The organism is Hydrogenophaga sp. NFH-34 (assembly GCF_021401345.1).
GTDB lineage: Bacteria > Pseudomonadota > Gammaproteobacteria > Burkholderiales > Burkholderiaceae_C > Hydrogenophaga > Hydrogenophaga electricum.
Genome location: NZ_JACBGE010000008.1, coordinates 57,982 through 78,390 on the forward strand (window position 1 = coordinate 57,982; position 20,409 = coordinate 78,390).

Sequence of the window (20,409 nt, forward strand, 5' to 3'; positions counted from 1 at the left end):
CAGGAATGCACTTTTTCTGGACAAATGTGCCCAAAACCTTCGATCATCAGGTGAAACCGGAGTTTGACCTGATGTCCCTCGAAATCGACGACAAGGCCTGGCGCCTCATCACGGCGCTGCAGGCCGACGGCCGCGCCTCGCTCAAGGCCCTGGCGGCGGAGGTCGGGCTGTCCGTGCCCGCGACCCAGGAACGGCTGCGCCGCCTGCAGGACGCGGGGGTGGTGCGCGGTGTGCGCGCCGACATCGATCCCGAAGCGGTGGGCTACGGGGTGGGCGCCATCATCGGCATCCACGCGCCGCAGCCCGGCAAACAACCCCTGCTGGACAAGCTGCGCGCCAGCCCCGAAGTGCTGGAATGCCACCACGTCAGCGGGCAGGATTCCTACCTGATCCGCGTCGTGGCGCGCGACCTGCGCGACCTGGAGCGCTTCATCGCGGGCATCACCGGGTACGGCGAAACCCGCACCTCGATCATTTTTTCGACCCCGATCGAGCGCCGGGGGCTGGCGCGGCCCGCGTCGACCTGATCGCTGGGCTTGGGCCATCGCGGGGATGCGACTATCCTTGCAGGCAGACCCGCCCCGAACGACGACCCGCTCCGGAGTTTTCATGGCCAGCGATCAGGACACCGTGCGCGTGCTGCGCGCGATCTTCAACGACATGCCGCGTGCGCCGCAGGGCCTCACGGGCGAGCAGACCGTGTCCTGGATCCGCGACACCCTGCGCAGCTACGCGGGCGGCGAGATGGCCTACATGATCGAGAACATCACGCGCAACGCGATGCTCGACATCGTGCTGCGGCTGCGCGAAGACGGCTACCTCAAGGACGACGCCGCTTTCGAAAACACACTCGGGCAACTGGCCACGCCGGCGGGCCGCCAGACCTTCATGGACTGGTGCATCCAGGCGCAGAAAAGTGTGGACGCCACCGCGCGCCTGCTCAACCGGGCCAAGCGCTCGGTCACCGAGCCGGCGCCGGCCTTTGCCCCCTCGCTGTCCGATGTGCGCCGCTTCGTCGCGGGCGAACCCAGCGGGCCGGGCCCGCTGTTTCACGAGTACGTCGCGCGCGAGGATGTGCAGGGCGTGGGCGTCTTCGAGCAGGCGCCCGAGCGCGTGCACGAGTTCGACTGGGGCTTCGTGGTCGAAGAGCCCGCCGCCTGGCACGTCTACCTGCCCCAGGCCTGGCGGCAAGGCACGGTGGCCTACTTCGAGCGGTTTCTGCTGGCTTGGTACCAGGAGGCGGGCACCGGGATGGACGCGCCACCGGAAGGGGGCAACCTGCCGGAGGGCCTGATGGTGGAGCCCGGCATCGGCAGCTTTTCGTGCCTCACGCTTATCGCCCCGCCGGAAGCGGTTTCGCCCGCACTGCGGCGCTGGCTGGGCGAGGTGTTCATCGCCCAGATGCTGCCGCCGATGGCCGGCCGTGCGCTGGACGACGACTACGACTTTCCGCTCGGCCTGCCGGCGGTGTTCTGAGCGGGCGCGGGCCTGCCGTGGGCGGTCAGCGCCCCCGGACCATCGGCTCGTGTTCCGGGACTGGCAGCGGTGTTCGGGCCAGGTGCGCTGCGGGGGTGACGGCCTGGGTGGGGTCGGGCGCCGGCTCGGTCAGCAAGCGCTGCAGCGGCATTTCCTGCAGCAGGCCCGAGTGGTGCAGCACCCCGATCTGGCGCTGGTCCGCGCTCAGCAGGAACTGCGGCGGGGCATTCGCCGGGCTGTAGCCGGCCGAGCGGCACACGCAGCCGGCCGCGATGCGCTCGCAGGCCAGCCGGTCATGGCCCAGCGCCTGCAGGCGCGGCCCCACCTCGCGCTGGAACCGCTCCAGCCAGGCCTCGTGCGCCGGTGGCACCTGAGGTGCCACCCCGATGCGCCCCTGGGCGGGGTCGTCGTGGCGCCATTGCGCCTGGCGGCGCCCGTGCTTGTCTTCCAGCACGTCGCCGTTGCGGGCGGTCTGCCAGACCTCGGTGTACAGCCGCTGTGGCGCCTGCGGGTCATGGCGGCGCTCGGGCGGCACATCGGCGATGCCCACGCCCCGGTGCTGGAAATACGCCGTCATGCCTTCGAGCACATGGGCCGCCGTGCCCTGGGCGTCGTAGCCGCCACCGACGCCGACATGGTTGCCCGGGTGGCGCACCTGCGTCACGCGCGGATCGTTGACGGGGTACAGCGGGCGGAAGTCGCTGCGGTGCTCGTGCTCGGCGATCACCGACAGCACCTGGCCCTGCACGTTGGGCGGGATGTGCATCGGTGCGGTCACGAAACGCGCCACGGGATCGATCAGCGCCATCGCGGTGACGGGGATGCTGCCCGGCGGGGCCAGCACCTGGCCATCGGGCGCCACCAGACCGCGTTCGTGGAGCAACTGGGCGAAGCGGATGGCGGAGGCTGCGCCGCGGCTGAAGCCGGCAACGGCCACGCCCAGGTCGCTCACCTGGGCGCCGGGGGTGGTCTTGAGGTAGTCGATGGCGACATCGCTGAAGTCGCGGTAGGCCTTTTCGGCGGCGGCCTGGATCGCGTCGGTGGGGAAGAAGGCGGCTTGCAGCGGACCGCCCTGGTCGCCGCCGGTGCCGACACCGGGGTAGTAGCGAGCCCTTATGCCTGCATTGCTTTCTGCGGCCTCTCTGGCCTGCATACCCAATTGACTGATGTTGGTCGGATACGGATCGCCGGAAAGCTTGAGGTTGGCCTCATCGTTGTGGGTGCCATCAAAGGCGGCGAAGAACGTGAAGCGGGTGGCGCAGCCCTGCGTTCCTGCGGTTTCCATGGCTTGCCGCGCGGCCGGCAGGCGGGCCAGCTCTTGCGGCGTCAGTTCCCGGACAAAGGACGTTCCCATAGGGCACCTCAGCGGGACGGCGCGTTCGGGAAGATCTCGTAGGCCTGGGCAAACTTGGAGCGCCAGGTCCTGAGAATCGGGGGCGCACCGTAGGCCGGCTTGCGTTCGGGGGTGACCACGTAGACATACAGCTGCGGGCCGTCGATGACGAAGGTCAGCTCGTGGTCGGTCATGTCGCGGGGCAGGCGTTGGCGCAGGTCCACGCGCTGCTCGAAGACTTCACCGGTGGCTTTGAGCCGCCACTTCACGGACAGGAATTCCCCCACGGGCATGGGGCCGTTGACGCCCCATGAATTGCCTATGCCTTTGTCATCCCGGGAGTTGGCCCGCGTTGGTGCGTATTGGTCTCCGTAGCTGAACGCCAGCAGTTCGGCTTGTTGGGCCCAGCCGTCGTTCCAGCCTTCATAGCTGAAGGCGTGCGAGACCAGCTTCGGTCCGGTGGCGCAGGCGGCCAGCGCCCAGAGCAGGCCGAGCGTGGCCAGTCCGCGGGCAAAGACGTGCTGGATCGACATCTGTTTTTCTCCTCCCTGTCCGGCCAAGACAGGCTTGGCGAATCTGAGAGCATAAAACAATGCCTTGGTATTCATTTTGGGCAACTGCCGGCCGGCGGGTCCCGCTGGGGGCGGCTGCAGGGGGCAGGCGTGCCGGGCTCAATGCCAGGCGGCTTCCAGCGCAGCCAGGGCGCTGGCGATGACAGGTTCTCCGGCCCGTTCGGCCAGGTACACGAAGGCCAGCTCGCATTCGAGCGCCACCTGGTCGGCGATCACCAGGCCGTGTGCCTGGGCCTCGCGCATGGCGATGGCGTCGCGCACCAGCGAGAGGCCGACGCCGCTCTTGACCAGGTCGAGCATGGACGCTTCCTGGTCCACCAGGGCGACGCGGCGCGGCGACAGGCCGGTGAGCGAGCCCGGGCCGAACACGCGCCGCTGCAGCCGGTGGTGCGCGCTGGCAGCGGGCGTCGCCAGCCAGGGCAGGGCGGCCAGCGCTTTCCAGTCCTTGCCGCGCACCTGGGGGCCCCAGCCGGCCGGGGCCAGCACGCGGTAGGTGAAGTGCGTGAGCGGGCGCAGTTGGAACGGCGCGCCCACCGGGTCGTGCGGCAGATCGAGAAAAAAGCCGACGTCGAGCTCGCCACGGCCCACGCGGGCCAGCACGTCGCCGCTCATGCCCTGGCCCAGTTCGGTGCCGACCTGCGGCGCCAGTTCGACCAGGTGCCGCAGAAAGCCCCCCAGGCGGGTGAATTCCGGGTCGAGGATGGTGCCGATGCGCAGTGTGCCGCGCACCGTCTGGTGCAGGGTGGCGGCGGCCTGGGCGACATCGGCCAGCGCGGCCAGCGCTTTTTCCGCCACCGGCAGCAGGGCCGCACCGTCGGCGGTGAGGGCCATGCCGCGCGGCGTGCGGTCGAACAGGCGCAGCCCGGTAGTTTCGGCCAGGGCCTTGAGCTGCAGGCTCACTGCGGGCTGGCTCAGGCACAGTTGCTGGGCCGCGCGCGAAACGTGGCCTTCGCGGGCCACGGCCACGAAGGCGCGCAGCGCCTGGGGGTCGGGGGTGTGCGGAAAAGCCGGGCTGGGGCGGCGGTTTGTCATTTGCGCAGCTTATATCAATGCTTGCTGAATCTCATTGGATTCCGGGCGCTGCCTGCGGCACACTGCGCAGCACGGGCCCGTTTTCATCAAACGGGCAAATGATCAGAGCCCGGCAGGGCCGAGGAGACAGCGGCATGAGCGACACCACTTTCGACCACATCGTCATCGGCGCGGGCACGGCGGGTTGCCTGCTGGCCAACCGGCTCAGCGCCGACCCGGCGCGGCGGGTGCTGCTGGTCGAGGCTGGCCGCAAGGACGATTACCACTGGATCCACATCCCCGTGGGCTATCTCTATTGCATCGGCAACCCGCGCACCGACTGGCTCTACCAGACCGAGCCCGACGCGGGCCTCAATGGCCGCCGGCTGCGTTATCCGCGCGGCAAGACGCTGGGGGGCTGCTCCAGCATCAACGGCATGATCTACATGCGCGGTCAGGCGCGCGACTATGACCAGTGGGCGCAGCTGACGGGCGACGACCAGTGGCGCTGGGCGAACTGCCTGCCCGACTTCATGGCGCACGAAGACCACTGGCGGCTCGATGCACGCCACGAGGGCCTGACCGACCCCGCCTTTGCTGCCCTGCACGGCAACCGGGCGACCGGTGGTGGCGGGGAATGGCGCGTGGAAAAGCAGCGCCTGCGCTGGGACATCCTGGACGCCTTTGCCCAGGCGGCGCAGCAGGCCGGCCTGCCGGCCACCGACGACTTCAACCGCGGCGACAACGAGGGCGTGGGCTATTTCGAGGTCAACCAGCGCGCCGGCTGGCGCTGGAACGCCAGCAAGGCTTTTTTGCGGCCGGTTCGGCAGCGCCCTAACCTGACGGTCTGGACCGAGGCACAGGTCGAACGCCTGCGGCTGGAGCGTGACGCGGCGGGCGCGCTGCGCTGCACGGGGGGCGACATCGTGCGTCGCGGCCAGCGCGTGAGCGTGTCGGCCACCCGCGAGGTGGTGCTCAGTGCCGGCAGCATCGGCTCGGTGCAGATTCTGCAGCTCTCGGGCATCGGCCCGGCCGCCGTGCTGCAGGCTGCGGGCGTGCCGGTGGTGCACGAGCTGCCGGGCGTGGGCGAAAACCTGCAGGACCATCTGCAGATCCGCTCGGTCTACAAGGTGCAGGGCGCGCAGACGCTCAACACGCTGGCGAATTCGCTCTGGGGGCAGGCCCGCATCGGGCTGGAATACGCGCTGCGGCGCAGCGGGCCCATGAGCATGGCGCCCAGCCAGCTGGGCGCGTTCACCCGCAGCGACCCGGCCCAGCCGCACGCCAACATCCAGTACCACGTGCAGCCGCTCAGCCTGGACGCCTTCGGCGAGCCGCTGCACCCGTTCCCGGCTTTCACGGCCAGTGTGTGCAACCTCAACCCGAGCAGCCGCGGGCACGTGCGCATCCGCAGTGCGCGCTTCGAGGACGCGCCGGCCATCGCACCGAACTACCTCAGCACGGCCGCAGACCGCCAGGTGGCGGCCGACAGCCTGCGTGTCACGCGCCGCATCGTCGGCCAGCCGGCGCTGGCGAAATACCGGCCGGAAGAATTCAAGCCCGGACCGCAGTACCAGAGCGACGAAGAGCTGGCGCGCCTGGCCGGCGACATCGCCAGCACCATCTTCCACCCGGTGGGCACGACCCGGATGGGGCCGGCCGACGACCCGATGGCGGTGCTCGACAGCCGCCTGCGCGTGCGCGGCGTGGCCGGGCTGCGTGTGGTGGACGCGGGCGTGATGCCCACCATCACCAGCGGCAACACCAACAGCCCCACGCTGATGGTGGCGGAAAAGGCCGCGCGCTGGATGGTGTCGGGCGGGTAAAGAAGCCGACACACAGCGCACAGCCGGCCGGGGCCTGCCTACACTGGCGGGCTGGGCCACCTGCTGGCCCGGTGCCGCCATGTCCGAGCCTTCCGATCCCACCGTTGCGCCCCCCCTGACCCGTTGCCTGCTGGTCGATGACGACCCCGGCATCCGGGCGTTGCTGGCCGACTTTCTGCGACCCTTTGGCATGCCGCTGGTGTCGGTGGCCAGCGGCGCGGCCATGCGCCAGCACCTGACCAGCGAGACCTTCGACGTGCTGCTGCTGGACCTGATGCTGCCCGGCGAAAGCGGGCTCGACCTGTGCCAGTGGGTCAAGCAGCACCAGCCGCGGCTGCCGGTGATCATGCTGACCGCGCAGGGCGACACCTGTTCCCGCGTGCTCGGTCTCGAACTCGGCGCCGACGACTACCTGCCCAAGCCCTTCGAGCCGCGCGAACTGGTGGCGCGCATCCGCGCCGTGCTGCGCACCGCCAGTGGCGCGGCCCAGGCGCCTGCGCGCACCCGCACCGCCATCGGCGACTGGACCTTCGACCGCGTGCAGCGCCGCCTGCACAGCCCCGATGGCGTGATGGTGCCGCTGTCGGCGGCCGAATACCGGTTGCTGGTGGCCTTTGTGGACCACCCGGGCCAGGCGCTCACGCGCGAGCGCCTGCTCGAAATCACCCGGGCGCGGGGGGTGGAAACCCAGGGCCGCAGCATCGATCTGGCGGTGTCGCGGTTGCGCAGCAAGCTGGGCGAAACCGACGCGCATGCGGGGCTGATCCGCACGCTGCGTGGCACCGGTTACCTGTTCGCACCGAGGAAGGCGCCATGAGCTGGCGCGTGTGGCGCGAACGCTTCAAGCGGGTCGACTCGCTGTTCCTGCGCCTGTTCCTGCTCATGTGGGTGACGCTGGTGCTCAGCCATCTGGTCGCGTTTTCGGTCGTTTCGCCCATGGGCGTGGCCTGGATCGGGCAACTGTCCACACAGGGTGCGTCGGCTTTGCCCACGCTGCCGTCCCTGCCCCCGGGCAACCCGCTGTCGGACCGGAACGATGAGGCCGGCCGCCCGCCGCCGCCCCAGTTGGGCCCGCCCGATGAAGCCGCGTGGCCGCCGGATGCCGTGGCCGGGCCGGATGCCGGCCCCTGGCCCCAGCCGCGGGCGCTGTGGCTCGACTACGTGTTGCGGGCGCTGATCATCGGCGTGGGCGCGGCCCTGGGGGCGCGTTGGCTGTCGGCGCCCATGCGGCGGCTGGCCCAGGCCTCCACCACGCTGTCGCAGGAACTGGCCGACGGCCGCGACCCGCCCGCACTCGACGAGCGCCACGGCACGGTGGAGGTGCGCGACAGCGCCCGGGCCTTCAACCGCATGGCGCTCGCGCTCAAGCACCAGTTCGACCAGCGCAACCTGCACATGGCGGCCATGTCGCACGACCTGCGCACGCCGCTGACCCGGCTGCGCCTGCGGCTGGAACACCTGCCCGAAGAGGCGGCCCGCGCGGCCGGCGAGGACATCCGCGCCATGGACGAGCTGATCGACGGCTCGCTGGCGGTGGTGCGCGAGCAGTCCACCGCCTCGCCGCCGCTGCGGCTGGACCTGGGCGCTCTGCTGCAGTCGCTCGCCGACGATCTGGTCGAACTCGGGCAGCCGGTCAGCCTGGCCGACCCGCTGCCGGCGGCGCGCGTGTGCGCCCACCCGGCCTCGCTGCGCCGCATCGTCGACAACCTCGTGGGCAATGCCTTGCGCTACGGCGGCCAGGCGCGCATCGCACTGCACGTGGTCGACGGGCAGGCCCAGGTGTGGGTTGACGACGATGGCCCGGGCATTGCTCCGGAGCAGTGGGACCGGGTGTTCCAGCCCTGGGTGCAACTGCCCGAGGCGGCCGGCATCGCGGGCGCGGAAGGCAGTGGCCTGGGCCTGGCCATTGCCCGCGACCTGGCGCTGCGCGAAGGCGGGCGCCTGGATCTGTCGAACCGCCCGGAAGGCGGTCTGCGCGCCACGCTGCATCTGCCAACCGCCTGACGGCTGCGGCGGAGTGGCCGCCTCCCGGGAGCGGTTTGTGTCGGCCCCTATACACAATGCAGAAGTGGGGTTCACAGGCGCTTCCCAGAATCAATGGGTATGCACCTGGCCACCCTCTCTGCCCCTTCTGCCGTCCAGGCCGGCACACCGCCGGGCCTGATGCCCTCGCCGGTCGACCGGCTGCCGGTGCGGCCCACCCGGCGGCGTTATCCGCTGACGGAGTTTCTGCGCGCGTCACCCCTGCTGCGCAGCGACATCGCCTTCAACAGCCCCGGTCTGCCCCTGACGCTGACGCTGCGTCTGCGGGATGGGTGGGGCCTGGCGATTCCGCGGGCGGCGGTCTACATCTGGCACCACGACGCCTGCGGCTGGACCTTTGACGCGGCCGACGACGAACTGGGCGCTGTGACCATGATGCGCGGCGTGCAGTTCACCGACGCGCAGGGCGCGGTGCAGTTCCGCACCGTCTACCCCGGCCGCTACGGGGACGGCAGCGTGCCGGTGTACGTGCAGGTGTACTTCAGCGACGGCCGGCACGTGGTGTCGCGCACCGACGCCTGCCTGCAGCTGCCCGCGCGCAGCGAGGCCCTGGGCGGGCGCCTGCTGGCCCCGCCCGTCGGGCCGGGCCAGCGCAAGCCGCGCTTCGATGCCGAGCACGAGGTGGCGCTCATCGAGGTGGCGCCGGTCCATGACGACCCGTTCACCGAGGGCCTGCGGGCCGACGTGGTGCTGAACGTGGCCCTGGTGCAGTTGCCCGCTTCCCACTGACCCCATCCTTTTCGACCCCCGACACCATGCACACCCACGGACTGAAACACGATCTCGACACCTTGCTGCGCCAACAGGCACGCCGCCGCCAGGCCCTGCGCTGGCTCGCCAGCGGCGGCCTGGTGGCCAGCGCCCCCTGGGTTCTGGCCGCCTGTGGTGGCGCCGATGACGACGAAGATGCGGCCAGCAGCGTGGCGTCGTCCGCCGGCAATGGCACCACTTGCCGCACCATGCCCACCGAAACCGCGGGTCCCTACCCGGCCGATGGGTCCAGCGCGTCGGGCCAGCGGCTGAACGCGCTGGCGCTGTCGGGCATCGTGCGCAGCGACATCCGCAGCAGCATCGCGGGCGCGAGCGGTACGGCCGGCGGCGTGCCGTTGACGGTGACCCTGAACCTGGTGAACGCCGCAGGGTCCTGTGCGCCCCTGGCCGGTCGGGCGGTCTACCTCTGGCATTGCACGCGCGAGGGCACGTATTCGATGTATTCGGGCGGCATCACGGGCGAAAACTACCTGCGCGGTGTGCAGGTCAGCGACGACAGCGGGCAGGTCAGCTTCACGACCATCTTCCCCGGTTGCTACAGCGGCCGCTGGCCGCACATCCATTTCGAGGTCTACGACAGCCTGGTCAGCGCGGTCGACAGCGCAGCGGTCAGCGACTACGACAAGGTGTCGCAACTGGCGCTGCCGGTGAGCGCCTGCAACCAGGTCTACGGGGTGGTGTCCGGCTACGGTGCCAGCGTGGGCAATCTGGCGCAGGTTTCGCTGGCGAGCGACAACGTGTTTGGCGACGACGCCGCAGCCTGGCAACTGGCCACGGTCACGGGCGATGCGGGGTCGGGCTTTCAGGCAACGCTGCAGGTGGGGCTGGGCGCCTGAGGCCACGCCTGCCACGAGCCGTCAGCGCAAGCGGCCGATGTAGCGGGTGTTGACGTCGTTGGCTGCCGGAACGGCCGCCAGCGGCACCGTCGGGGTGGCGCCCGGTGTCACTTCCGGCGGCGGGGGCGCGGGCGCCTTGCGCGGCGGCATGACCAGCATTTCCAGCCGGTCCGCCAGCGGCAGCAATTCTTGGTGGCCATCGGCGGCCGCCTTCTCGCGCGCAAACCGGATCATGGCCTGGGCGTACTCGATGTTGCTGGCCATCCATTCGGTGTCCGTGACGCGGCCGGTTTTGCGGCGCAAGAGCACATGAAGGTGCGCAGCGGTGGCCAGTGCATCGTTTTGTGACATTGTGTACCCCTCAACCAACGACAGGGTTCCTTGTGCATTTCCTGTGCCAGCATGTGGGGCGACTCCGGGAAACCCCGAATGCACAGCCATGGTGCGCGCGGCTACATTATCGGCACTCGCTGTCAGTGCAAGCGCTGGCGACCGCGGGGGACCGAGGAGACAAACCCAGTCCACAAGCAGAACAACGCTGACAGCGTCCCAAGAGATGCCCTGAACAGCAGCCGACCCCCCGGGGTCGGCTTTTTTTTGGCCTGTTCACCCCGGGCCGGCTTCGTGCGGGGCTCTTGGGGTTGAAAAGTAAATTTCCATTTTGTTTCTGAAAATGGATGATGTTTTTCCGCCTTGTTTTTTATCAAACGGCAAGGCCCCCCGAATGGTGAAAAAATAGTTTTAAAAATCAATGGGTTGTAGAGGGTATCTGGTGTTTACCCGGGGTGGGCGGAAACTGGCGCATGGATTGCAGATGACCAGGCACCTGTCTGCCGGATTGCCGGCCGGGCGGGCACCGTCCGCCACACAGTCAACGGAGACACCCCACGATGGAAACCTTCTACGAGGTCATGCGCCGCAAGGGCATTTCGCGCCGCAGTTTCACCAAGTACTGCTCGCTCACCGCCACCTCGCTGGGGCTGGCGCCGAGTTTTGTGCCCCAGATCGTCCACGCCATGGAAACCAAGCCGCGCACCCCGGTGCTGTGGCTGCACGGCCTGGAATGCACCTGCTGCACCGAAGCCTTCATCCGTTCGGCCCACCCGCTGGCCAAGGACGTGGTGCTGTCCATGATCAGCCTGGATTACGACGACACCCTGATGGCCGCCGCCGGCCACCAGGCCGAGGCGATCCTCGAAGAGATCATGACCAAGTACAAGGGTCAGTACATCCTGGCCGTGGAAGGCAACCCGCCGCTCAATGAAGACGGCATGTTCTGCATCCAGTCGGGCAAGCCCTTCATCGACAAGCTCAAGCACGTCGCCAAGGACGCCAAGGCCATCATCGCCTGGGGTTCGTGTGCCAGTTGGGGCTGCGTGCAAGCCGCCAAGCCCAACCCGACGCAGGCCACGCCGATCCACAAGGTCATCACCGACAAGCCCATCATCAAGGTGCCGGGCTGCCCGCCCATCCCCGAGGTGATGACGGGTGTGATCACCTACATGCTGACCTTCGACAAGGTGCCCGAGCTGGACCGCCAGGGCCGTCCGAAGATGTTCTACAGCCAGCGCATCCACGACAAGTGCTACCGCCGGCCGCACTTCGATGCTGGCCAGTTTGTCGAAACCTGGGACGACGAGTCCGCGCGCAAGGGCTACTGCCTCTACAAGGTGGGCTGCAAGGGCCCGACCACCTACAACGCCTGCTCCACCGTGCAGTGGAACGAGGGCACGAGCTTCCCGATCAAGGCCGGCCACGGCTGCATCGGCTGCTCCGAGGACGGTTTCTGGGACAAGGGTTCGTTCTACGACCGCCTGACCGACATCCACCAGTTCGGCATCGAAGCCAACGCCGACCAGGTCGGTGCGACGGCGGCGGGCGTGGTCGGTGCGGCGGTGGCCGCGCACGCCGCGATCTCGGTGGCCAAACGCTCCCGCGACGCGGCCCAGGCCAAGAAGCAGGCCGCCACCACCCCCAACGCCTGACGCAGCACCAGAGGAAGAACAGACATGGGCGCTTACGAAACCCAGGGCTTCAAGCTCGACAACTCCGGCCGCCGTGTGGTGGTCGATCCCGTGACCCGCATCGAGGGCCACATGCGCTGCGAGGTCAACCTCGACAGCAACAACGTGATCCGCAACGCCGTCTCCACCGGCACCATGTGGCGCGGTCTGGAAGTGATCCTCAAGGGTCGCGATCCGCGCGACGCCTGGGCCTTCGTGGAACGCATCTGCGGCGTCTGTACCGGCTGCCATGCGCTGACGTCGGTGCGTGCGGTGGAGGACGCGCTGGGCATCAAGATCCCGCTGAACGCCCACCTGATCCGCGAGATGATGGCCAAGACGCTGCAGGTGCACGACCACGCGGTGCACTTCTACCACCTGCACGCGCTGGACTGGGTCGACGTGGTCTCGGCCCTGAACGCCGACCCGAAGAAGACCAGCGACCTGCAGCACCTGGTCTCGCCCGCGCACCCGATGTCCTCGCCAGGCTACTTCCGCGACGTGCAGAACCGCCTGAAGAAGTTCGTCGAAAGCGGCCAGCTCGGCCCGTTCGCCAACGGCTACTGGGGCTCCAAGGCCTACGTGCTGCCGGCCGAGGCCAATCTCATGGCCGTCACCCACTACCTCGAAGCGCTGGACCTGCAGAAGGAATGGGTCAAGGTGCACACCATCTTCGGTGGCAAGAACCCGCACCCGAACTACATGGTCGGTGGTGTGCCCTGCGCGATCAACATCGACGGCAATGGCGCCGCCGGCGCGCCCATCAACATGGAGCGGCTGAACTTCGTTGAAGCCCGCATCAAGGAGATGATCGACTTCAACAACAACGTCTACATCCCCGATGTGCTGGCCATCGGCACGATCTACAAGCAGGCTGGCTGGCTCTACGGTGGCGGTCTGAGTGCCACCAACGTGGCCGACTACGGTACCTACGAGAAGGTGCCGTACGACCACAGTACGCACCAGTTGCCGGGCGGCGTGATCCTCGATGGGGACTGGAACAAGATCCACGAAATCGACCCGCGCGACCCCGAACAGGTGCAGGAATTCGTGACCCACAGCTGGTACAAGTACGGCGACGAAACCCAGGGACTGCACCCCTGGGACGGCGTCACCGAGGCCAACTACCAGCCCGAAGGCCCGAACTTCAAGGGCACACGGACCCGGATCGAGCAGCTCGACGAGAGCGCCAAGTACTCGTGGATCAAGTCGCCGCGCTGGCGCGGCCACGCGGTGGAAGTGGGCCCGCTGTCGCGCTACATCCTGGGCTATGCGCACGCGATGCAGGGCAACAAGTACTGCCAGCGCGTCAAGCAGCAGATCGACGAATCGGCCATCGCCATCAACAGTGCGATTCCGAAAGCGCTGGGCCTGCCCGAGACGAACTACAGCGCCAAGCAGCTGCTGCCCACCACCATCGGCCGCACCCTGGCGCGCGCGCTGGAAAGCCAGTACGCCGCCGAGATGATGATGGACGACTTCCGGCAGATGGTCGGCAACATCAAGGCCGGCGACAGCAGCACCGCCAACGTCGAGAAGTGGGACCCGAAGACCTGGCCGAAGGAGGCCAAGGGCGTGGGCACGGTGGCCGCGCCGCGCGGCATGCTGGGGCACTGGATCAAGATCAAGGACGGCAAGATCGAGAACTACCAGTGCGTGGTGCCCACGACCTGGAACGGTTCGCCCCGCGACGCCAAGGGTCAGATCGGCGCCTTCGAGGCCTCGCTGATGAACACGCCCATGGTCAACCCCGAGCAGCCGCTGGAGATCCTGCGCACGCTGCACAGCTTCGATCCCTGCCTGGCCTGCTCCACCCACGTGATGAGCCCCGAAGGCCAGGAAATGGCCCGCGTGACGGTTCGCTGAACGCGCCACGCATCAACGAGGAGAAACCCATGCAAGCAAAAACCATCCGTCGCGCCACCGCAGCCGCGCTGTTGGCCGGCCTGGCCGGCGTCGCCCAGGCCCACACCGGCCACGGCACCAGCAGCCTCATGGAAGGCCTGGTCCACCCCTTCGGCCCCGATCACCTGCTGGCCATGGTCGCCGTGGGCATCTGGTCCGTCTCGGCCCTGCCCGCGAACAAGGCCTGGCAGGGCCCGGCCACCTTCCTGCTGGCCCTGGTGGCCAGCGCCGTGCTGGGCATGATGGGCCTGACCGTGCCCTACCTGGAACACGCCATCTCGCTGAGCGTGGTGATGTTCGGCGCCATGCTGATCCTGGCGGCCAGGCCCCTGCCGCCCGCCCTGGGTCTGGGCCTGATCGCCGCGGCCGCGTCGCTGCACGGCCTGGCCCACGGTGCCGAAACGCCCGAGACCGGCTTTGCCGGCTACGCGCTCGGCTTCCTGCTGACCACGGCCGTGCTGCACATCGGCGGCGTGGGCATCGGCCTGGCGATCAAGCGCTGGCTGGGCCGGCGCAGCGGCCTGGCGCTGGGCAGCCTGGGCGCCGCGCTCAGCGCCGCCGGCGTCTACCTGTTCAGCCAGCTGGCGGTCTGACCGCCGCACCGTCCTCAAGGAGCACGCCATGTCTGCCTTGTCTCCGCAACAACTGGCCCAGCAGCGGCTGGCCGACGTCACCGGCATGGACGACAGCGCCATCGCGCACGGTCAGTCCACCCGCTCGGTCTACGTGTACGAAGCGCCGGTGCGCCTGTGGCACTGGATCAATGTGCTGGCCATCACCGTGCTCTGCGTCACGGGCTACTTCATCGGCCAGCCCTTGCCGACCATGCCTGGCGAGGCCAGCCAGCACTATGTGATGGGCTACATCCGGTTTGCCCACTTCGCGGCCGGTTACATCATGGCCGTGGGGCTGCTGGGCCGGGCCTACTGGGCGCTGGTGGGCAACCACCATGCGCGCGAGCTGTTCTGGGTGCCGCTGTTCCAGAAGGCCTACTGGCGCGATGTGTTCAACATGCTGCGCTGGTACCTGTTCCTCATCCCCAAGCCGAACCAGTACGTCGGGCACAACCCGCTGGCGCGCTTCGCGATGTTCACGGGCTACCTGATGCTCTCGCTGTTCATGATCGTGACGGGGTTTGCGCTCTACGGCGAAGGCGCGCAGATGGGGTCGTGGCAGGAAACGCTGTTCGGCTGGGTCATCCCGCTGTTCGGCCAGAGCCAGGACGTGCACACCTTCCACCGCCTCGGCATGTGGGCCATGGTGATCTTCATCACGCTGCATGTGTACGCGGCGATCCGCGAAGACATCATGGGCCGCCAGAGCATTGTCTCGACCATGATTTCCGGGCACCGCACGTTCAAGGATTAACCCCCACCCACGCCGCAGGACGGGACGCCCCCCGCGCCGCCTTCGGCGTCACCCCCCCCCAGGGAGCGGCGCTGGAGGCCCGGCGGAGCCGGTTCCTCGGCGCCCTTGATTCAGGCACTTCGCTACCACTTCGTCTCCTTGTCATGACGCGCACCGCACCCCTTCATCAGCACCCCATCGCGTCGGTGATCCCGCCGCGCGGGGTGCCGGTGCGTGCGCCGATGCATCCGGGGCGCTTGCTGGCGCGCACCTGCCTGGCACCGCTCTCGCTCAACCAGAGCGAGGCCGCGCGCCTGCTGGGCCTGTCGCGCCGCCGCCTGCACGAGCTGGTGCATGGCCAGCGCGCCATGTCGCCCGACACCGCCATCCGCTGTGCGCGGCAGTTCGGTATCGACGCCGGCTTCTGGCTCGCACAGCAGGCCGCCTGGGACAGCTTCCACGCCTGGAAGCGCCTGTCCGCAGGCCCGGCCGTTTCCCCCACCCCCTGATTTTTGAAGGTCAGTCCTGCCATGAGCGCCACTCCGACTGAAAACACCTGTCACCCCCGGGGTGACACCCTGCCGGCCCGCATCGTCGTGCTGGGCATCGGCAACCTGCTGTGGGCCGACGAAGGTTTCGGCGTGCGCTGCATCGAGGCGCTGCAGCGCCGTTACGAGTTTGCCGACCATGTGCAGCTCATCGACGGCGGCACCCAGGGCCTGTACCTGATCCAGCACGTGCAGGAAGCCGACGCGCTGCTGATCTTCGACGCCATCGACTACGGCCTCGAGCCCGGCACGCTCAAGCAGGTGCGCGACGACGCCGTGCCGCGCTTCATGGGTGCCAAGAAGATGAGCCTGCACCAGACCGGCTTCCAGGAGGTGCTCTCGCTGGCCACGCTCACCGGCAAGTACCCGCAGCAGGTACTGCTGATCGGCTGCCAGCCGCAGGAGCTGGAGGACTACGGCGGCAGCCTGCGGCCGGTGGTCAAGGCCGCGATGGAAGACGCGCTGGCGCTGGGCGTGGCCGAACTGGCGCGCTGGGGCGCGCAGCCGGTCGAGCGCCAGACCCCGCTGGCCGCGCGCGAAGCCGTGACGCTGGACGAACTGGCGCTGACCGCCTACGAAGCGCAACGCCCGGCGGCCGAAGAGGCCTGTCGCATCGGTGATGACCGGTTCATGCCGAAGGGAGCTTGAACCATGTGCATCGGCATCCCCATGCAGGTGATCGAAGCCGAGGGCCGCTTCGCCCAGTGCGAAGGGCGCGGTGAGCGGCGCCGCATCAACACCGCGCTGGTCGGCGAGGTGTGTGCAGGCGACTGGTTGCTGGTCTTCATCGACGACGCGCGCGAGCGCATCGACGCCGACCGCGCCGCCGAGGTCAACGCGGCGCTGGATCTGGTGGTGGGTGCCATGCAGGGCGCGGGAGCGGACCACGCGGTCGATTTCGCCCTCCCGTCGCAGATGGATGCCGACCAACTCCGTGCCCTGACCGGCCAATGATTTCTTCAGGAGAACAGACATGATCGAAGTGACAGAAGCCCACGCCCCGCTGGTGCAGCGCCTGGCCCGTGAGTTCGGCGCCACCTGGGTCGACGAGACCAGCGTCGCCGACTGGACCGCCGGCGGCGGTGACCGCGTCGTGTTGCTGGCCGGCGACCCGGTGCGCTTTCCCGAAGGGGTGGACGTGGCGGCGGTGCTGCCCGAGCTGATGAAAGCCTTCCCGAACCGCTTTGCGGTGGCCGTGGTGCCGCGCGACAGCGAAGACGCGGTGGCGCGCCGCTACGGCTCGCAGCGCTGGCCCACGCTGCTGTTCTTCCGCGACGGTCAGTACGTCACCGCGATCGCCGGCATGCAGGACTGGGACGTGTACCTGTCCGGCGTTGCCGCTGCATTGGCCATGCCGCCCTCGCGCCCGCCCACCATCGGCATCCCCGTCGTCAGCCAGGGCGCCGGCAGCGGCTGCCACTGAATCCCTTTGTCGTCCACACCGAGCGCCGCATGAAAGACTTTCCCATTCCCGTCGTTGCCCTGGGTCCCGGCACACAGACCGAGGACGAATCGCTGAGCTACCTGTCCATGCCCAAGGACATGGACACCTACCGCGCGCCCATGCTGCCCGAGCCGGAAGAGATCGCCGGCCGGACCCAGGCGCGAGCCGTGCTGACCCAGGTGTGCGACCTGCTTGACGCCGCCGCCGAAGGCCGGTCCGGAGCCCAGGTCGGCCTGCGTGGCCTGTCGGCGGACGACCTGGGCCTGGTCAACCAGGTGATGGGCGAGGGCGAAGCCAGCGCCATCGTGCGCGATGGCACCACCGGTCTGGAGGTGCGGGTGCAGGAGTCGGTGTTCGCCGGCGTCTGGCGCCTGATGAGCTTCAAGGACGGTGTCTGTGTCGACGACGCCATCGAGGTCGGCCCCGTGCCGGCGCTGCTGCGCACCGTGGCCGCCGAAGACGCCATGGTGGCCTACCGCCCCTGGTCCGGCGCGTTGCCACCCAACGTGCAGAACGCGCCGTTGCTGCTCGACGAAATCCGCGACCAGGTGTCGCGCTGGCGGCCTGGCCAGGCGCCGCATGTGGTCAACCTCACGCTGCTGCCGGTGACGCCCGAAGACATCGGCTTCCTCGATCACCAGCTCGGTACCGGCCGCGTGCTGCTGCTCTCGCGCGGTTACGGCAACTGCCGCATTTCCAACACGCGCCACCCGAATTGCTGGCGCGTGGTGTACTACAACTCGATGGATGCGGTGATCCTGAACACGGTCGAAGTGGTCGACATGCCCGAGGTGGCGATGGCGGCCCCCGAAGACCTGCGCGACTCGCACACCCGCCTGGCCGACGTGTTGGGCTATCTGGAGCAGGCATGACTGGCCCCCACGCATCCCCCGGCGGCTTCGAGGGCTCCTACCTCGGCAACCGCGCGCTGCTGAGGCCCGATACGCGCCTCGAATGCAAGATCTGCTGGTGGGTGTACGACCCGGCCGAGGGCGACCCGCAGTGGCAGATTCCACCCGGCACCCCGTTCACCGAGCTGCCACCGCACTGGCGCTGCCCCAACTGCGACTGCCCGCCCGAGCAGTTCATGGTGCTGGAATGAGAGCGCACCCCCCTGCGCCGCTGCGCGGCTTCCCCCCTCCGTGGCGCGCCTGCGGCGCTTCGAGGGGGGACGGCAGCTTGGGCCGGCAGAGCCGGACCCTCGCTGCCCCTGGCTGGGGCTGCTGCGCGCCGGAGAGCTGGCTGTGAGCGTGCTGTCCCATTCCGTCCCCTCTTTGGACGCGCGCGTGGCGGCGCTGGTGGCGTTTTACCGCCGGGTGCAGACCGAGCGCATGGTGGGCGTGCCCATCCTGAACCCGGCGCTGTCGGTCGAGGCGGTGGGTTTCCAGTGGGGCGAGGGCGTGGCCGGTGAAACGGCGCCCGAGGCCGATCCGGTGGCCGAGGGGGTGCTCATCACGCCCTGGTTCATGAGTCTGGTGCGGCTGCCGGCGCGGGCACAGGGCCATGGTCACCGCGTCGGGCGCAGCTTTGTGCGCGACTTCGGCAGCGAACGGTTCGACTTCATCGGCGCGCACGATCCGGCCGTGGGCTACCACGAGACCTGCGCGCTGTTTTCGCCCATGCAGGATTTCGCCGGTATGGACCAGGCGCGCGAGACCGCGCTCGAATCGCTCAAGCTGGTGCGTCCGGCGGCGGTTCCCGCTGCGGTCTCGACCACTGCGTCCCCGGTGACGACGGTGGAGCCCGTGCCATCTCGCCGCGCCTTCTTCCTGGCCCGCCGCCCTGGCGCGGGCGCCGCGCCATGACGATGCCCGACCTGATCGGCCGGCTGCGCGTGCAGCCCGGCCTGCCGCCACCGGCCGCGCTGCACAGCGGACGCCGCGCCTGGGCGGGTGAACTCGCACGCGGCCAGACCGCCGCCGTGCTGCCCGGCCTCCTGGCCAGCCTGTTCAACCTGTGCGGCCACGCACACCGGCTGTGCGCCGAAGGCGCGCTGGCCGCCGCGCAACCTGGCCGCCAGCCGGCACCGGCCGGTGTGGCGGCCCGCCTGCGGCGCGACACCGCGGCCGAACACCTGCGGCGCATCGCGCTGGACTGGCCCCGCCTGTTGGCCGACGGCGATGCGGGCGTGGCGAGCGCGGCCCTGGCCGGATTGCGCACCTGCCCCTTGCTGGGCCCGCGCGACGCCCACGACCCGACGCTGTGGCCCGACACCCTGGCCTGGCTGGAACAGGGCTGGCTGCAGATGCCGGCCACGCGCTGGCATCGCGCCTGGCAGGTCTGCGGCGCCGACTGGTGGCTGGACTGGAGCCACCGCCAGACCGGCTGGCTGCCGGCGCTGGTGAGCGCTGCGCGCTCGGCCGACGCCGGTGAGCCGCTCGACCAGACCCGTGCCTTGCGTGTGCATGGCAGCGACGCCGGGCTGGTGGCCCTGGCGGCCGATCTGGACCACCAACCGGGTTTCGTGCTGGCGCCGCTGTGGCAGGGCGCGGGCGCCCACACCGGGCCATGGGCCCGCCGTCATGGGGCCGATGCCGACCTGCCGCTCACGCCCTGGGCGCTGCTGGGCAGCCGCGTGGCCGAACTGGTGCGCCTGTGCCTGCCCGATGGCGACGGCCAGGGTGCCCGGGTGCTGCAACACGGCGGGCTGCACCTGGGACCCGACGACGGGCTGGCCTGGGTCGAAATGGCGCGCGGCCTGCTGGTGCACCGCGTGCGCCTGCACGGCGACGGCACCGACAGCCGCGTGCAGGCCTGCCAGGTGCTGGCGCCGACCGAGTGGAACTTCCAGCCGCAGGGCGAGGTGGCCCACCGCGTGGCCGCGCTGGACGCCCGCGCGCCCGGCGTGGCGCGCCAGGTCGGGCTGCTGATGGCGGCTTTCGACCCCTGCGTGCCGTTCGAGATCGGGGGGGCGGCCCAGCCGCGCACGGAGGTGTGCCATGCATGAAGCCAGCCTGGCCGGTGGCGTGCTGCAACTGATCGAAGACACGGCGCGGCGCGAGCACTTCGCGCGCCTGCTCGAACTGCGCCTGGAAGCGGGCCAGTTGGCGGGGGTGGACGTGCGGGCGCTGCGTTTTGCGCTGGAAAGCCTGGCCCCCGGCACGCTGCTGGACGGCGCGCGCATTCAGATCGATGAACCGCCCGGGCAAGCCTGGTGCATGGGCTGTGCCCAGACGGTGGCGATCAGCCAGCGCGGCGACGCCTGCCCGCAGTGCGGCGGCCACCAGTTGCAGCCCACGGGCGGCATGGAATTGCGCGTGGTGGACATGCGCGTGGCCGATGATTGAAACAACG

General features: G+C 69.3%; 24 protein-coding genes. 20 read left to right on the forward strand and 4 right to left on the reverse strand.

Annotated elements, in window-relative coordinates:
• Positions 1-71: 71 nt before the first annotated feature.
• Positions 72-527 (forward strand): Lrp/AsnC family transcriptional regulator, encoded by a 456-nt coding sequence (locus tag L0977_RS09305; protein WP_234264586.1) that lies wholly within the window; start codon positions 72-74, stop codon positions 525-527.
• A gap of 82 nt (positions 528-609) precedes the next feature.
• Positions 610-1,476 carry a hypothetical protein gene (locus L0977_RS09310; protein WP_234264587.1) on the forward strand — a complete coding sequence of 289 codons (867 nt, stop codon included), beginning with the start codon at positions 610-612 and terminating at the stop codon, positions 1,474-1,476.
• Between the two features lie 25 nt (positions 1,477-1,501).
• On the opposite strand, the gene L0977_RS09315 is transcribed toward L0977_RS09310, so the two are convergent.
• From L0977_RS09315 to L0977_RS09325, 3 genes are all read right to left on the reverse strand, one after another.
• The gene (locus tag L0977_RS09315; RefSeq protein ID WP_234264588.1) at positions 1,502-2,830 is read right to left on the reverse strand and encodes a DUF2235 domain-containing protein; all 1,329 of its coding nucleotides are present in this window, start codon (positions 2,828-2,830) and stop codon (positions 1,502-1,504) included.
• An 8-nt stretch (positions 2,831-2,838) separates the two neighbouring features.
• Positions 2,839-3,342, reverse strand: coding sequence for a hypothetical protein (locus L0977_RS09320; RefSeq protein ID WP_234264589.1), 504 nt, complete (start codon positions 3,340-3,342; stop codon positions 2,839-2,841).
• A 138-nt stretch (positions 3,343-3,480) separates the two neighbouring features.
• Positions 3,481-4,413, reverse strand: coding sequence for a LysR family transcriptional regulator (locus L0977_RS09325; RefSeq protein WP_234264590.1), 933 nt, complete (start codon positions 4,411-4,413; stop codon positions 3,481-3,483).
• A 134-nt stretch (positions 4,414-4,547) separates the two neighbouring features.
• Between L0977_RS09325 and L0977_RS09330 the strand changes: the two genes are divergently transcribed.
• The 5 genes from L0977_RS09330 (at position 4,548) to L0977_RS09350 (ending at position 9,868) form a co-directional block, all read left to right on the forward strand.
• Positions 4,548-6,218, forward strand: a complete 1,671-nt coding sequence (locus L0977_RS09330) for a GMC family oxidoreductase (protein WP_234264591.1) — start codon at positions 4,548-4,550, stop codon at positions 6,216-6,218.
• Positions 6,219-6,297: 79 nt separating this feature from the next.
• Positions 6,298-7,035: a response regulator gene (locus L0977_RS09335; protein WP_234264592.1), complete on the forward strand. Its 738-nt coding sequence runs from the start codon at positions 6,298-6,300 to the stop codon at positions 7,033-7,035.
• Positions 7,032-8,222, forward strand: a complete 1,191-nt coding sequence (locus L0977_RS09340) for an ATP-binding protein (protein ID WP_234264593.1) — start codon at positions 7,032-7,034, stop codon at positions 8,220-8,222. The genes L0977_RS09335 and L0977_RS09340 overlap by 4 nt, the downstream gene beginning before the upstream one ends.
• A gap of 99 nt (positions 8,223-8,321) precedes the next feature.
• Positions 8,322-8,990 carry a dioxygenase family protein gene (locus L0977_RS09345; RefSeq protein WP_234264594.1) on the forward strand — a complete coding sequence of 223 codons (669 nt, stop codon included), beginning with the start codon at positions 8,322-8,324 and terminating at the stop codon, positions 8,988-8,990.
• Positions 8,991-9,016: 26 nt separating this feature from the next.
• Positions 9,017-9,868: a dioxygenase family protein gene (locus L0977_RS09350; RefSeq protein WP_234264595.1), complete on the forward strand. Its 852-nt coding sequence runs from the start codon at positions 9,017-9,019 to the stop codon at positions 9,866-9,868.
• 21 nt (positions 9,869-9,889) lie between these two features.
• Here L0977_RS09350 and L0977_RS09355 read toward each other — a convergent pair whose 3' ends face one another.
• On the reverse strand, positions 9,890-10,219 hold the full coding sequence (locus L0977_RS09355; protein ID WP_234264596.1) for a hypothetical protein: 330 nt from the start codon (positions 10,217-10,219) through the stop codon (positions 9,890-9,892).
• Positions 10,220-10,758: 539 nt separating this feature from the next.
• Between L0977_RS09355 and L0977_RS09360 the strand changes: the two genes are divergently transcribed.
• The 13 genes from L0977_RS09360 (at position 10,759) to L0977_RS09420 (ending at position 20,402) form a co-directional block, all read left to right on the forward strand.
• Complete coding sequence (locus tag L0977_RS09360; protein ID WP_234264597.1) at positions 10,759-11,853, forward strand: hydrogenase small subunit; 1,095 nt, start codon at positions 10,759-10,761, stop codon at positions 11,851-11,853.
• Positions 11,854-11,877: 24 nt separating this feature from the next.
• Positions 11,878-13,737, forward strand: coding sequence for a nickel-dependent hydrogenase large subunit (locus tag L0977_RS09365; protein ID WP_234264598.1), 1,860 nt, complete (start codon positions 11,878-11,880; stop codon positions 13,735-13,737).
• Between the two features lie 29 nt (positions 13,738-13,766).
• Positions 13,767-14,369: a HupE/UreJ family protein gene (locus tag L0977_RS09370; RefSeq protein WP_234264599.1), complete on the forward strand. Its 603-nt coding sequence runs from the start codon at positions 13,767-13,769 to the stop codon at positions 14,367-14,369.
• 28 nt (positions 14,370-14,397) lie between these two features.
• On the forward strand, positions 14,398-15,144 hold the full coding sequence (gene cybH, locus L0977_RS09375) for a Ni/Fe-hydrogenase, b-type cytochrome subunit (RefSeq protein ID WP_442786624.1): 747 nt from the start codon (positions 14,398-14,400) through the stop codon (positions 15,142-15,144).
• Positions 15,145-15,287: 143 nt separating this feature from the next.
• Entirely contained in the window at positions 15,288-15,632 is a 345-nt protein-coding gene (locus tag L0977_RS09380; protein ID WP_234264600.1) for a HigA family addiction module antitoxin, read from the forward strand.
• A 21-nt stretch (positions 15,633-15,653) separates the two neighbouring features.
• On the forward strand, positions 15,654-16,319 hold the full coding sequence (locus L0977_RS09385; protein WP_234264601.1) for a HyaD/HybD family hydrogenase maturation endopeptidase: 666 nt from the start codon (positions 15,654-15,656) through the stop codon (positions 16,317-16,319).
• A 3-nt stretch (positions 16,320-16,322) separates the two neighbouring features.
• Positions 16,323-16,625 (forward strand): HypC/HybG/HupF family hydrogenase formation chaperone, encoded by a 303-nt coding sequence (locus L0977_RS09390; protein WP_234264602.1) that lies wholly within the window; start codon positions 16,323-16,325, stop codon positions 16,623-16,625.
• Positions 16,626-16,644: 19 nt separating this feature from the next.
• Positions 16,645-17,094, forward strand: a complete 450-nt coding sequence (locus tag L0977_RS09395) for a hydrogenase (protein ID WP_234264603.1) — start codon at positions 16,645-16,647, stop codon at positions 17,092-17,094.
• 29 nt (positions 17,095-17,123) lie between these two features.
• A complete protein-coding gene (locus tag L0977_RS09400) occupies positions 17,124-17,987 on the forward strand; it encodes a hydrogenase expression/formation protein (RefSeq protein ID WP_234264604.1) in 864 nt (287 codons plus the stop codon).
• The gene (locus L0977_RS09405) at positions 17,984-18,217 is read left to right on the forward strand and encodes a rubredoxin (RefSeq protein ID WP_234264605.1); all 234 of its coding nucleotides are present in this window, start codon (positions 17,984-17,986) and stop codon (positions 18,215-18,217) included. Before L0977_RS09400 ends, L0977_RS09405 begins: the two co-directional genes overlap by 4 nt.
• 142 nt (positions 18,218-18,359) lie before the next feature.
• On the forward strand, positions 18,360-18,920 hold the full coding sequence (gene hybE / locus L0977_RS09410; RefSeq protein WP_234264606.1) for a [NiFe]-hydrogenase assembly chaperone HybE: 561 nt from the start codon (positions 18,360-18,362) through the stop codon (positions 18,918-18,920).
• Entirely contained in the window at positions 18,917-20,062 is a 1,146-nt protein-coding gene (locus tag L0977_RS09415; RefSeq protein WP_234264607.1) for a hypothetical protein, read from the forward strand. The genes hybE and L0977_RS09415 overlap by 4 nt, the downstream gene beginning before the upstream one ends.
• Complete coding sequence (locus L0977_RS09420; RefSeq protein ID WP_234264608.1) at positions 20,055-20,402, forward strand: hydrogenase maturation nickel metallochaperone HypA/HybF; 348 nt, start codon at positions 20,055-20,057, stop codon at positions 20,400-20,402. Before L0977_RS09415 ends, L0977_RS09420 begins: the two co-directional genes overlap by 8 nt.
• Positions 20,403-20,409: the final 7 nt, after the last annotated feature.

Bases quoted from the DNA above. Each gene is read 5' to 3' on its own strand.
- L0977_RS09365 (WP_234264598.1), top strand. From the start codon at position 11,878: ATGGGCGCTTACGAAACCCAGGGCTTCAAGCTCGACAACTCCGGCCGC.
- L0977_RS09390 (WP_234264602.1), top strand. From the start codon at position 16,323: ATGTGCATCGGCATCCCCATGCAGGTGATCGAAGCCGAGGGCCGCTTC.
- L0977_RS09340 (WP_234264593.1), top strand. From the start codon at position 7,032: ATGAGCTGGCGCGTGTGGCGCGAACGCTTCAAGCGGGTCGACTCGCTG.
- L0977_RS09385 (WP_234264601.1), top strand. From the start codon at position 15,654: ATGAGCGCCACTCCGACTGAAAACACCTGTCACCCCCGGGGTGACACC.
- L0977_RS09420 (WP_234264608.1), top strand. From the start codon at position 20,055: ATGCATGAAGCCAGCCTGGCCGGTGGCGTGCTGCAACTGATCGAAGAC.
- L0977_RS09350 (WP_234264595.1), top strand. From the start codon at position 9,017: ATGCACACCCACGGACTGAAACACGATCTCGACACCTTGCTGCGCCAA.
- L0977_RS09325 (WP_234264590.1), bottom strand. From the start codon at position 4,413: ATGACAAACCGCCGCCCCAGCCCGGCTTTTCCGCACACCCCCGACCCC.
- L0977_RS09330 (WP_234264591.1), top strand. From the start codon at position 4,548: ATGAGCGACACCACTTTCGACCACATCGTCATCGGCGCGGGCACGGCG.
- L0977_RS09415 (WP_234264607.1), top strand. From the start codon at position 18,917: ATGACGATGCCCGACCTGATCGGCCGGCTGCGCGTGCAGCCCGGCCTG.
- cybH (WP_442786624.1), top strand. From the start codon at position 14,398: ATGTCTGCCTTGTCTCCGCAACAACTGGCCCAGCAGCGGCTGGCCGAC.
- L0977_RS09355 (WP_234264596.1), bottom strand. From the start codon at position 10,219: ATGTCACAAAACGATGCACTGGCCACCGCTGCGCACCTTCATGTGCTC.
- L0977_RS09335 (WP_234264592.1), top strand. From the start codon at position 6,298: ATGTCCGAGCCTTCCGATCCCACCGTTGCGCCCCCCCTGACCCGTTGC.
- L0977_RS09400 (WP_234264604.1), top strand. From the start codon at position 17,124: ATGAAAGACTTTCCCATTCCCGTCGTTGCCCTGGGTCCCGGCACACAG.
- L0977_RS09380 (WP_234264600.1), top strand. From the start codon at position 15,288: ATGACGCGCACCGCACCCCTTCATCAGCACCCCATCGCGTCGGTGATC.
- L0977_RS09370 (WP_234264599.1), top strand. From the start codon at position 13,767: ATGCAAGCAAAAACCATCCGTCGCGCCACCGCAGCCGCGCTGTTGGCC.
- L0977_RS09345 (WP_234264594.1), top strand. From the start codon at position 8,322: ATGCACCTGGCCACCCTCTCTGCCCCTTCTGCCGTCCAGGCCGGCACA.
- L0977_RS09315 (WP_234264588.1), bottom strand. From the start codon at position 2,830: ATGGGAACGTCCTTTGTCCGGGAACTGACGCCGCAAGAGCTGGCCCGC.
- L0977_RS09305 (WP_234264586.1), top strand. From the start codon at position 72: ATGTCCCTCGAAATCGACGACAAGGCCTGGCGCCTCATCACGGCGCTG.
- L0977_RS09405 (WP_234264605.1), top strand. From the start codon at position 17,984: ATGACTGGCCCCCACGCATCCCCCGGCGGCTTCGAGGGCTCCTACCTC.
- L0977_RS09310 (WP_234264587.1), top strand. From the start codon at position 610: ATGGCCAGCGATCAGGACACCGTGCGCGTGCTGCGCGCGATCTTCAAC.
- L0977_RS09360 (WP_234264597.1), top strand. From the start codon at position 10,759: ATGGAAACCTTCTACGAGGTCATGCGCCGCAAGGGCATTTCGCGCCGC.
- L0977_RS09320 (WP_234264589.1), bottom strand. From the start codon at position 3,342: ATGTCGATCCAGCACGTCTTTGCCCGCGGACTGGCCACGCTCGGCCTG.
- L0977_RS09395 (WP_234264603.1), top strand. From the start codon at position 16,645: ATGATCGAAGTGACAGAAGCCCACGCCCCGCTGGTGCAGCGCCTGGCC.